Source organism: Streptomyces sp. ME02-8801-2C (assembly GCF_033793965.1).
GTDB lineage: Bacteria > Actinomycetota > Actinomycetes > Streptomycetales > Streptomycetaceae > Streptomyces.
The window spans coordinates 511,676-522,898 of sequence record NZ_JARAXP010000006.1 but is presented as its reverse complement, the minus strand read 5'-3'; the positions used below and the strand labels follow the sequence as shown (position 1 = coordinate 522,898).

At 69.8% G+C, this 11,223-nt stretch carries 12 protein-coding genes; 8 read left to right on the top strand and 4 right to left on the bottom strand.

Going from position 1 to position 11,223, the window contains the following annotated elements; genetic code table 11:
- Positions 1-9 precede the first annotated feature (9 nt).
- Positions 10-414 (bottom strand): type II toxin-antitoxin system PemK/MazF family toxin, encoded by a 405-nt coding sequence (locus PV396_RS22585; protein ID WP_319207230.1) that lies wholly within the window; start codon positions 412-414, stop codon positions 10-12.
- Positions 415-635: 221 nt separating this feature from the next.
- Between PV396_RS22585 and PV396_RS22580 the strand changes: the two genes are divergently transcribed.
- The 8 genes from PV396_RS22580 (at position 636) to PV396_RS22545 (ending at position 7,866) form a co-directional block, all read left to right on the top strand.
- The gene (locus PV396_RS22580; protein WP_319207228.1) at positions 636-1,100 is read left to right on the top strand and encodes a hypothetical protein; all 465 of its coding nucleotides are present in this window, start codon (positions 636-638) and stop codon (positions 1,098-1,100) included.
- Positions 1,084-2,067 carry a DUF2156 domain-containing protein gene (locus PV396_RS22575; RefSeq protein ID WP_319207226.1) on the top strand — a complete coding sequence of 328 codons (984 nt, stop codon included), beginning with the start codon at positions 1,084-1,086 and terminating at the stop codon, positions 2,065-2,067. The genes PV396_RS22580 and PV396_RS22575 overlap by 17 nt, the downstream gene beginning before the upstream one ends.
- 36 nt (positions 2,068-2,103) lie before the next feature.
- The gene (locus PV396_RS22570) at positions 2,104-2,595 is read left to right on the top strand and encodes an SRPBCC family protein (protein ID WP_319207224.1); all 492 of its coding nucleotides are present in this window, start codon (positions 2,104-2,106) and stop codon (positions 2,593-2,595) included.
- Entirely contained in the window at positions 2,588-3,112 is a 525-nt protein-coding gene (locus PV396_RS22565; protein ID WP_319207222.1) for a flavin reductase family protein, read from the top strand. Before PV396_RS22570 ends, PV396_RS22565 begins: the two co-directional genes overlap by 8 nt.
- Positions 3,096-4,481 carry an FAD-binding oxidoreductase gene (locus tag PV396_RS22560; protein ID WP_319207220.1) on the top strand — a complete coding sequence of 462 codons (1,386 nt, stop codon included), beginning with the start codon at positions 3,096-3,098 and terminating at the stop codon, positions 4,479-4,481. The genes PV396_RS22565 and PV396_RS22560 overlap by 17 nt, the downstream gene beginning before the upstream one ends.
- A gap of 111 nt (positions 4,482-4,592) precedes the next feature.
- Entirely contained in the window at positions 4,593-5,279 is a 687-nt protein-coding gene (locus PV396_RS22555) for a class I SAM-dependent methyltransferase (protein WP_319207218.1), read from the top strand.
- 80 nt (positions 5,280-5,359) lie between these two features.
- Entirely contained in the window at positions 5,360-6,784 is a 1,425-nt protein-coding gene (locus PV396_RS22550; RefSeq protein ID WP_319207215.1) for a cytochrome P450, read from the top strand.
- Positions 6,785-6,849: 65 nt separating this feature from the next.
- Positions 6,850-7,866, top strand: coding sequence for a hypothetical protein (locus PV396_RS22545; RefSeq protein WP_319207214.1), 1,017 nt, complete (start codon positions 6,850-6,852; stop codon positions 7,864-7,866).
- A gap of 96 nt (positions 7,867-7,962) precedes the next feature.
- Here the strand turns inward: PV396_RS22545 and PV396_RS22540 are convergent, their stop codons facing one another.
- Genes PV396_RS22540 through PV396_RS22530 form a run of 3 tightly spaced genes read right to left on the bottom strand, consistent with a single transcriptional unit; the run spans position 7,963 to position 11,104 of the window.
- On the bottom strand, positions 7,963-8,760 hold the full coding sequence (locus PV396_RS22540) for a sugar phosphate isomerase/epimerase family protein (RefSeq protein ID WP_319207405.1): 798 nt from the start codon (positions 8,758-8,760) through the stop codon (positions 7,963-7,965).
- Positions 8,761-8,792: 32 nt separating this feature from the next.
- Positions 8,793-9,950, bottom strand: a complete 1,158-nt coding sequence (locus PV396_RS22535) for a dihydrodipicolinate synthase family protein (RefSeq protein WP_319207212.1) — start codon at positions 9,948-9,950, stop codon at positions 8,793-8,795.
- The gene (locus tag PV396_RS22530; protein ID WP_319207210.1) at positions 9,947-11,104 is read right to left on the bottom strand and encodes a Gfo/Idh/MocA family oxidoreductase; all 1,158 of its coding nucleotides are present in this window, start codon (positions 11,102-11,104) and stop codon (positions 9,947-9,949) included. Before PV396_RS22530 ends, PV396_RS22535 begins: the two co-directional genes overlap by 4 nt.
- Positions 11,105-11,223 lie beyond the last annotated feature (119 nt).

Sequence of the window (11,223 nt, the reverse complement as noted above, 5' to 3'; positions counted from 1 at the left end):
CTTCTCCGTCTACCCGAGCTCACCGCGACGGAGGGCGTCCCTCATCTCGCTGAGCCTCGCGGTCGTTGCCGGGGTCGGCTCCTGTGCTTGTTCAGCGAGTCGGAGGGCATCGTCGATCTCGCCGAGCTTCCTGGCGGACAGGACGGCCGCCCGCTCCATCAGGTCGTCCCGGTCCACGGTGGTCAGCCACGTGCACGGGGTGAAGCCCGGACGCGGGAACGCGAGCCGCAGCACGCCTTCGATCGGCAGCCCTTCACCGGCGCCGACCGCCACTTCGATGCCCAGACCGCTGATGTCGAGGCCCGCCGGAGCGACGACCTGCATCACCTGGAACCCGGACGCGTCGTCTCCTGACAGCAGTACGACCAACCTCCGCTCGTCGAACTGAACCCACCAGACCTCGCCACGTTGCACAAGCCCTCCGCTACCAACGATCATGGGGTTGCCGCAGGTCACAGCGTAGACGCTGTCTGCTGGCAGAAGGCGTTCGAGGGCCTGATGGGCCACCGCTTCGACGACTGCGATCCACCCTCCGCCCTCCATTCGACATTTTCGCGAGGGACGCTCCATCCACGGCCGTAAGACAGTTGAGAATGTCCCGCTCATTGTCTCGCTCCGGGCGTACGGGGGCCTTTGTGGATGCCAGGAATCTCTTCGACACCAGAATCACGTCCCGGCTCGTTCGGCTTGAATGGGCGGTCGCGCTCAGCGTTTCCGGAGTTGCCGCCCTGACACATCTTTCCGAGATCCGCTGGTGGCTATTCGTTTCTCTTTTCCTCGCCATCGATCTCGTCGGGTACATTCCGGGCGCCATTGCCTTTCGGCGGAGTCCTGACGGGCTCATCGGGCGCGGTTACTACGTCGCCTACAACCTCATGCACTCGCTGGTCACCTGGGCTGTCTTCGCCGGGTTGTGGAGCTGGCTGGTCGGGCTCGAATGGGCGCTGCTCGCGCTGCCGATTCACCTCATGGGCGACCGGGCCCTCTTCGGAAACTCCCTCAAACCCTTCGGGGTGTCCTTCGAGCCCGCCGCCCATCCGGCCTTCGCGACATTCCAGCGGGACTACGAAGGGAAGGAGCGCGATGCCGTCCGCGTTTGATCTGGTGTCCGCCCACGCCGACAATCCCAGTGCTTTTCTCGCCCTCAACAGCGGCAACGAGTTCTTTCTCGACGAGCGTCATGACGGCGTCTGTGCCTTTCGGCCGGCGGGGCGGCATCTCCTCCAGCTCGGCGGCCCGTTCGCCTCCGACGGCGACCGTGCCGGGCTGCTGGATGCCTTTCTCGAGCGGGCATCGGCCGGGAGGCGGCGCGTCATCGCCGTACAACTCCAGGCTGTTGACGCTCAGTTGTATGCGTCCCGTGGGTTCACCGTGAATCAGATCGGGGCCTCGTACGCCGTCGATCTGGCGCGGTTCACGTTGCGCGGGTCGCCGTTCGTGCGGCTGCGCAACAAAATCTCCCGGGCGCGGCGGGCGGGAGTGGAGGTCGCCGAGGTCGACCCCACGTGTGCTTCGGCTGCTTCGGGTGAGCTCGATCTCATCGATCGTGAATGGCTGCGCGGGAAAGGGAAGCACACCAAAGAGCTTCGGTTTCTCGTCGGGGAGCGGGGTGGGCCCGAGCAGAAGCATCAGCGTGTTTTCACCGGTTCCCTCGACGGGCGCATCGTGGGGTACATCAGCTACTCCCCCGCCTTCGGCAGTCGTCCGGGGTGGCTGCACGATCTCAGTCGGCGTCGCACCGACGCCCCACCCGGCACGATGGAACTCATCAACTCGACCGCGATCGAGCGGATGAGAGCAGAGGGCGACCAATGGCTGCACTTCGGATTCACGCCGTTCGTCGGTCTCGATCCCGCCCTCGAAGTTCCCGGCGCGAGTGGAGCCGTGGCGCGTGTCCTGCGTTTTCTCGGTCAGCACGGTGAGCGGGTCTATCCCGCCGCCGCCCAGCTCGAATACAAGGAGAAATGGGCTCCGCATGTCGTGCTGCCCGAGTACATCGCCTTCCAGGGAAAACGAGTCCGGGCGGGCGCGTTGTGGCGGCTCGGGCGGGAAACCAACGCTTTCTGACATCCCGGCAGACTTCGGAAAAGGAGTACACCGCACATGCGTGAAGTAATCGTCCAGGTGGTCACCGAGGAACGCACGGCCCGTCAGGCGTACGACCTGATCTGCGACTTCCGCCGCTACCCCGAGCTGACCGACAAGGTGAACGAGGTCGTGGTGCATCCGCCGGAAGCCGACGGGTCGCTGCGGTCGGACTGGAGTGTCATCTTCCGTAACGGGCTGATGCGGTGGAGCGAGCTCGACCGGTTCGTGCCGGAGACGCTGACCGTCGAGTTCGAGCAGATCAAGGGCGACTTCGAGGTGTTCCGCGGCTCCTGGGCGTGCGAGGAGCGGGAAGGGGAGGGAGGGGGCTCTGTCACTGTGGTCACCTTTCGGTCCGATTTCGATCTGGGCATCCCTTCCCTCGCGGAGATCCTCGACCCGGTCGCCGAGAGCACGTTGCGGGACAACATCCTGCGCATCCTCGAAGGGCTCATGGGCCGGGTGGCCCCCATGGCCCCGCTGAACCTCACCGCCGCCCGGCATGGCTGACCCGGTGTCGTCCCTCGCCACTCGGCCCGGTGTCGCCCAATGCCTGGACATGTACGCCAAGTTGGCGTCCGGCGTGTGCGTCGTGAGCACCCGGGGTGCCGCCGGGCCGCCGGTGTGCGCCACCGTGTCCTCGGCGGCGGCCGTCTCGGCGGCACCCGCGCTGATGTCCCTGTGTCTGGCCAACGGCTCCCGTACCCTCGCCGCCCTCCGCGCTCACGGCTCCTTCGCCCTCCACGTCCTCGACGAACGGCACCGTCCCTGGGCCGAGCGCTGCGCCGACCCGCTCGCCAGCGCCGCCGAGCGTTTCGGCGAGGAGCAGGCCGCGTACGTCCATGACGTGCCCGTCCGTACCGACGCCCTCGCCTGGTCCGTGTGCGCGGTGACCGACATACGGGCGTACGGCGACCACCATCTGGTCGTCGGCGAGGTGCTCGCCGCCCACACCGGCACCGGGCGCCCGCTGCTCTGGTACGACCGCGGCTTTCATGGACAGGGTGGCCATGCCTTCCACGGGTGAGCGGCAGCCGTACGGCGACGACCTCTTCGGCGGACCCGTACCCGTGACGGTGGCTCCGCCGTGGCGCGGCCGGCGTCCCGATGATCGCCAACTCCCGTCCGTACGAGGCCTGGTGAGCGCCGATTTCACCGTCGTCGGCGCCGGACTGGCAGGCCTGTCCACCGCCTACCACCTGCTGCGGTACGCACCCGGCGCCGATGTCGCCGTCGTCGACTCGGGTCACCCAGGGGCGGGAGCCAGCGGCCACGGCACGGGACTCCTGGGGCCCCGGGCAGGTCCGCCCGTCGACCGCGCGATCCGCCGCCACGGCCCGGACACGGCCCGTCGTATGCACCTGGCCAGCGAGGACGCGGTGGCCGGAGCCCTGGAGCTGTGCCGTGCCCTGGACGTTCCCGTGCGCACCGGCGAGCAGCTGGTCGTGGCCCGCTCACCGGAGGGGCTGGCCCGGCTGTCCGGACAGGCGGCGGCCTGTCGTGCCCTCGGCCTGGACGTACCGTCCCTGTCGGCGGCCGGGGTGCGCGAGCGCGTCGACGTGCCCTGTCAGGCGGGGCTGTTGTACCGGCGGGCGGCCACCCTCGACCCGGCCCAGCTCACGGCCGCCCTCGCGCGGGCCTGCGAGGCGGGCGGTGCCCGGCTGTACGGGCGTTCACCGGTCGTCGGCCGGTCCGGCACCGGCAGTGGTGGTACCCGGCTGCTCTTTCCGCGCGGTGAACTCCGTACCGGCGCCGGGGTGTTCGCCGTCAACGGTGGCGCCGGTGCCCTCGGCCTCCCAGTGGGCACGGTCGTCCCGCTGGAGGTGCACGCTGTCGCCACCGAGCCGTTGAAGCCTGCGGCGCGTGAGGTGCTCGGGGAGGGGTCTGGGGCCTCGTTGATCGATGCGGCTCGGCTGGCGCCGTACTTTCGGCTGACGCCCGACGGACGGCTGGTGGTCGGAGGTGGGCGGGCCTCGCTGCCGGGGGCGGTCGGCACGGCAAGGGGGTGGCGGGACGACAGGGCCCGTCTCGCGACCTGGGCGTGGCTCACCGAACGCGTGCGCGGCCTGCATCCGTTTCTTGCCGACATCGCCGTCACTCACCGGTGGACCGGCCGGATCGGCGTGACCCTCGACGACATGCCCGTGGTGGGGCCCGCCGCCGACGCACCAGGGATGTGGTTCATCGGGGGGTGCGGAGGTCATGGGCTGGCCCTGTCCGTCGCCCACGGGGCCTATGTGGCACGGCAGTTGGCGGGCGGTCGGGGAGGCGGGAGCGGGCCGTCCCTGCCCTGGCATCGGTCGGCCGCTCCCACGCTGCCGCTCGGTGGTGTGGGGCGGGTGGCACTGCGTCGGTATCTCGAACGGCTCGATCGCGGGGTGCGGAACACGGTGTGAAAGGCGACACCCGCCCCAAGTCGGCGCGAATCCGTACGAGGGACGTCGGCGCGAGGGATCGTAAAACCTGGTGGAGACCGAGAGGGACGAGCGAGAAACGAGGGGGAGCCCATGCCCGGCACGAACACCCTGACCAGAGGTCCCTACCAGCTGCTGCAGGACAACTTCCGGCGCCCGGCAGGTGCACCGGGTGCCCTGGTCGGGCATCTGATGACCGTGCAGCATCGGGGGCTCACCCAGTGGTCGGCGGAACATCTCGACGTCCGCCGTACCCATCATGTGCTCGACCTCGGCTGCGGCAGCGGCATGGCCGTGGAACTGCTGGCCCGGCGGGCCGAGTTGGGCTTCGTCGCGGGACTCGACCACTCCCCCACCATGGTCCGCCAGGCGGTGCGGCGCAACGCCGATGCCGTCGGCCGGGGACGGGTCGCGATCCGACAAGGGGACGTCGGTCAACTTCCGTACGTGGACGGCGAGTTCGACCGCGTCAGTGCCATCGAGACGTTCTACTTCTGGCCCGATCCGCTGCGCGGACTCGCCGAGGCCTACCGAGTCCTCAAACCCGGCGGGCAGTTGGCGGTCACCCTGGAGATGAGCCGGGAGGCGGCCACCGTACCGACGCTCACCCAACGGCTGTTCGGGCGGCGCTTCACCGAGCGGTCCGAGCGGGACGGGCTGCGCATCCTGTCCGGTGCCGAACTCGTGGCGATGCTCGACGTCGCCGGGTTCAAGGACACCCGGTTCGTCGCCGAGCCCCGCCGTTCCCTCGGCTGGGTCTGCGCCCTCGGCAGCAAATGAGCAGCCGGGTGAACGGTCCGGTGGGCAGTCCGGCGACCAGTCCGGTGGGTGGTCCCGCGTGCAGCAGGGCGAGCGGTCATGTGCGTGTCCCGACCGCTCCCGAGGTCGCCGGGCTGCCCGTCCTCGGCAGTGTGCCGGCCTTCCGGCGGGACATCCTCGCCGCGATGCGCGCCGGCTGGCGGGAGGGCGGCGACCTCGTCCGCTACCGGCTCGGGCCCGTCTCCGTGCACGGGGTGTCCAGCCCGGAGCTGGCCGGCGAGGTGCTGACCGACAGCGCCGCGTACGGCAAGCTCGGGCCCGACAACCCGCTGCGCCTGGTGCTCGGCGAGGGCCTGCTGACCGGCGACGACCACGAGAGCTGGCTCACCAACCGGCGCATGATGCAGCCGATCTACGGCAAACAGGCCCTCACCTCCATGTTCCGTACGATGGCCGGCTCGGTCGAGGACCAGCTGACCCACATGGCGGCCACCTACCGCACCGGGGACGCCGTCGATCTGCACACCGAGCTGATGCGGGTGACCCTCGACATCGTCAGCCGGTGCATGTTCAGCACCGACATCACCGAGGGGCTCGGTGAACTCGGGCCGGACGCCGTGGACGTGGCGATCAACTTCGCGTTCGACCGGCTCCAGAACCCGTTCAGCCCGCCCACGCACTGGCCGACCCCGCGCAACCGGCGGTTCCGGGAGGTCATGGACGGTATCGATGCCCTGATCGGCCGCATCATCCGCGAACGCCGGGTCGAGGCGGCAGCGACAGCGACAGCGACAGCGACAGCGACAGCGACGGGAGAATCCGGGCGTGTCCGGCGCGGTGATCTGCTGGACATGCTGCTCGACGCCCGGGACGAGGACACCGGCCTGGGCATGGACGACCGACAGCTGCGCGACGAGGTGATCACCACCTTCGCCGCCGGTCACGAGACGACCGCCGTCACCCTCAGCTGGACCTTCTACCTCCTCTCCCGCCACCGTGCCGTCCTGGCGGCGGTGCAGCGCGAGGTCGACGGCGCCCTCGGCGGACGGCTGCCCACCGTCGAGGACCTGGCCGCCATGCCGTACACACTGCGGGTCTTCGAGGAGTCGCTGCGGATGTACCCGTCGGCGCCGATCGTGCCCCGACTGACCTTGAAAGACGTCGAGTTGGGCGGCCACCTCGTACCGGAGGGCTCACGTGTCCTGGTCAACCTGCACAACATCCACCGCCACCCGGCCCACTGGCCCCACGCCGAGCGCTTCGACCCCGCCCGCTTCCGCGTACAGCAGGGCCCCGGACGGGAGAAACGGCATCGGTTCGCCTATCTGCCCTTCGGCGCGGGGCCGCATCTGTGCATCGGCAAGCACTTCGCCCTCATGGAGGCGCATCTTCTGCTCGCCGCGCTGCTGCAACGCTACGAGTTCCGGCATGTCCCGTCCCACCGGGTCGTCGACCACGCCACGATCACCCTGCGCCCCCGCTACGGCATGGTGATGACCCTGCACGACCGCCGCCCACGACACTGAGCCATGCGAAGCCCACCGTCCAACTCGTCCAACTCTCTGCCACAGCAACGCATTTGGAGCCTCTGATGGTGACGCGCCAGGACGATCCGCACACCCTGCCGCTCAACACGGTCCAGTACGACCCGGCCCGGCCGCAGGGCCACTACGAGAGCTTCTACCAGCGCGGGAACCATCCGACCGAGCCGCGCGCCTTCTGGATCCGCTACACCGTCTTCAGCCCGGCCGGGATGCCGGAGGCGGCCATCGGGGAGCTGTGGGCGGTGTACTTCGACGGGGTGACCGGTCGGCACGTGGTCGCCAAGGAGGAGTATCCGATCGCCGAATGCGACTTCCGGCGCGGGGCGTTCGGCGCGCGGGTCGGCGACCGGGTGCTGGAACCGGGCCGCCTCAAGGGCGAGGCGACGGGCCCGAACGGCGCGGTCGGCTGGGACCTGACGTACGAGGGCACCGATCCTCCGTTGTTCCTGCTGCCGCAGAAGATGTACGCCGGCGGCTTCCCCAAGGCCAAGAGCCTGGTCGGGATGCCGCTGGCCCGCTTCGACGGCTCGCTCACGGTCGACGGCGAGACGGTCGAGGTGGACGGCTGGACGGGCAGCCAGAACCACAACTGGGGCAGCCAGCACACCGATTACTACGCGTTCGGGCAGGTCGCCGGGTTCGACGACGCCCCGGACAGCTTCCTGGAGATCGTCACCGCCCGCGCGAAGATCGGCCCGGTACGGACACCGCTGGCGACCTTCCTGGTCCTGCGGCACGACGACCGCGAGTACCAACTCGTGTCGATGCGGCGGGCGTTGACGGCGAAGGCCCAATTCGGTTACTTCCACTGGGACTTCAGCACGGGCGACGACACCGTGACCGTCAACGGGCGGTTCCTGGCGGCACGGGAGCAGTTCGTCGGGCTCAACTACTACAACCCGCCCGGCGGCATCAAACACTGCCTCAACACCAAGATCACCAGCTGTGAACTGGAGGTGCGCAACAAGGTCACCGGCAAGGTCGACCGGCTGCGCACCGAACACCGCGCCCTGATGGAGATCCTCACCGACGACCGCTCGCACGGCATCGAGATCCGCGCGTGAGGGCAGTGAGCCGCGTCTGAGGACTGGGAGAGCCGCGTATGAGGGAGGGCCAGGCGCGAACGCCTGGCCCTGTAGCACCTACAACACGGGCAACCCCTACGCCGCGTGCTCCACGAACCGTGCCGCCGTCTCCGCGAGCACCTCGCGTCCGTCTCTGGCCCACAGGCCGTCGTTGAACAGCTCGACCTCGATGGGACCGGTGTAACCGGCGGCCTCGACGTACGCCCTCCACTCGCGCATGTCGATCGAACCGTCGCCGATCTGACCGCGGCCGTTGAGGACACCCTCGGGCAACGGCGTTGTCCAGTCGGCGAGTTGGAAGGTGTGGATACGGCCACCGGCGCCGGCGCGGGCGATCTGCGCGGGCGCGGTGTCGTCCCACCAGATGTGGTACGTGTCCACCGTGACGCCGACCTGCTGGGCCGGGAAGCGCTCCGCGAGGTCGAGGGCCTGGGCGAGCGTCGAGACCACGCAGCGGTCGGACGCGTACATGGGGTGCAGCGGCTCGATGGCCAGGCGGACGCCGTGGCTCTCGGCGTACGGGCCCAGCTCGGCGAGCGCGTCGGCGATGCGCTCCCGGGCGCCGTGCAGGTCCTTCGAGCCGGCCGGGAGGCCGCCCGAGACCAGGACCAGGGTGTCCGTGCCGAGCGTGGCCGCCTCGTCGATCGCCCTGCGGTTGTCGGCCAGGGCCTCCGCGCGCTCGGCCGGGTCGATGGCGGTGAAGAAGCCGCCCCGGCACAGGGTGGTGACGGCGAGGCCCGCGTCGCGGAGCAGCTTCGCCGTCGCCTCGACGCCGTACTCCTGCACCGGCGCCCGCCACAGACCCACCCCGGGGACGCCCAACTCGAGGCAGGCGTCGGCCAGTTCGGGCAGGGAGAGCTGCTTGACAGTCATCTGGTTGATGGAGAAACGGGACAGGTCGCCGCTCACTGGGCCACTCCGTACAGGGACAGCAGGTTCTTCATCCGCTCCTCGGCCAGCTTCGGGTCCGGGAACAGGCCCAGTCCGTCGGCGAGTTGGTAGGCGCGGGCGAAGTGCGGGAGAGAACGGGCCGACTGGAGGCCGCCGACCATGGTGAAGTGCGACTGGTGACCGGCCAGCCAGGCCAGGAAGACCACGCCCGTCTTGTAGAAGCGGGTGGGCGTCTGGAAGAGATGGCGGGACAACTCGACCGTGGGGTCGAGGAGTTCACGGAAGCCGGCCGTGTCCCCGGTGTCGAGGACGCGTACCGCCTGCGCCGCCAGCGGGCCCAGCGGGTCGAAGATGCCGAGGAGGGCGTGGCTGAAGCCCTGCTCGTCGCCCGCGATCAGCTCGGGGTAGTTGAAGTCGTCGCCCGTGTAGCAGCGCACGCCCTGCGGGAGGCGGCGGCGGATGTCGATCTCGCGCTGGGCGTCGAGGAGCGACACCTTGATGCCGTCGACCTTGTCGGGGTGCGCGGCGATGACGTCGAGGAAGGTGTCGGTCGCCGCGTCGAGGTCGCTCGAGCCCCAGTAGCCCTCGAGCGCCGGGTCGAACATCGGGCCGAGCCAGTGCAGGATCACCGGTTCGGTGGCCTGGCGCAGCAGATGGCCGTAGATCTCGAGGTAGTCCTCGGGGCCCTGCGCCGCAGCGGCCAGCGCCCGGGACGCCATCAGGATCGTCCGGGCGCCCGCTTCCTCGACGAGGGCGAGCTGCTCCTCGTACGCCTTGCGGATGTCCGCCAACGAGGCGCCGGGGGTGGTCAGTTGGTCGGTTCCGACGCCGCAGGCGATGAGGCCGCCCACCGACTTGGCCTCGGCGGCGGACCTGCGGATGAGTTCCGCGGCGCCCGCCCAGTCCAGGCCCATACCGCGCTGGGCGGTGTCCATGGCCTCCGCCACACCGAGGCCGTGGGACCACAGGTGGCGGCGGAAGGCGAGGGTCGCGTCCCAGTCGACGGCGGCCGGGGAGTCCGGGGACACGTCGGCGTACGGGTCGGCGACGACGTGGGCCGCCGAGTAGACCGTACGGGAGGTGAAGGGGGTGCCCGCGGTGACGGCGAGGGGGGTGGCGCGGGGCTCGTAGGCCCGCAACACGCCCGTGGCGTCCGGGAGTTGGATGGTCACAGCGAGATCTCCGGCACGTGGAGGCGGACGCCCTCGGCCGAGGACTTCAGGCCCAGTTCGGCGAGCTGGACGCCGCGGGCGCCGGCCAGCAGGTCCCACTGGTAGGGCGCGTCGGCGTAGACGTGCTTGAGGAACAGCTCCCACTGGGCCTTGAAGCCGTTGTCGAACTCGGTGTTGTCCGGGATCTCCTGCCACTGGTCGCGGAAGGAGTAGGTCGCCGGGATGTCCGGGTTCCAGACCGGCTTGGGCGTGGAACTGCGGTGCTGGACGCGGCAGTTGCGCAGACCGGCGACGGCCGAGCCCTCCGTGCCGTCGACCTGGAACTCGACCAGCTCGTCACGGTTGACCCGTACCGTCCAGGAGGAGTTGAACTGGGCGATCGCGCCGCCCTCGAGCTCGAAGATGCCGTAGGCGGCGTCGTCGGCCGTGGCGTCGTACGGCTTGCCGTTCTCGTCCCAGCGCTGCGGGATGTGGGTGGCGGTGAGGGCCTGGACGGACTTCACGCGGCCGAACAGCTCGTGGAGCACGTACTCCCAGTGCGGGAACATGTCGACAACGATGCCACCGCCGTCCTCGGCGCGGTAGTTCCAGCTCGGGCGCTGGGCCTCCTGCCAGTCGCCCTCGAAGACCCAGTAGCCGAACTCGCCCCGGATGGAGAGGATGCGGCCGAAGAAGCCGCCGTCGATGAGGCGCTTGAGCTTCAGCAGGCCCGGCAGGAACAGCTTGTCCTGGACGACGCCGTGGCGCACGCCGGCCGCGTTCGCGAGACGGGCCAGCTCCAGGGCACCCTCGAGGCCGGTGGCGGTGGGCTTCTCCGTGTAGATGTGCTTGCCCGCCGCGATCGCCTTCCTGATCGACTCCTCGCGGGCCGAGGTGACCTGCGCGTCGAAGTAGATGTCGACGGTCGGGTCGGCGAGGACCTCGTCGACGTCCGTGGAGACGTTCTGCGGGTCCAGGCCGTGCTGCTCGGCGAGCGCCTTCAGCGCGTGCTCGCGGCGGCCCACCAGGATCGGTTCCGGCCACAGCACGGTGCCGTCGCCGAGGTCGAGACCGCCCTGCTCGCGCAGCGCGAGGATCGAGCGGACCAGGTGCTGGCGGTAGCCCATGCGCCCGGTCACGCCGTTCATGGCGATACGCACCGTCTTGCGTGTCACGTCATTCCCTTCGTAGGTGCCACAGGGGGCGGGGTACGCGGTGTCGCGCCGCGTACGCCCGGTTGGAGAGCCGCCCCCGGCAGCCCCACTGGCAAGCGTCACAGCAAGCGCTTTCTATC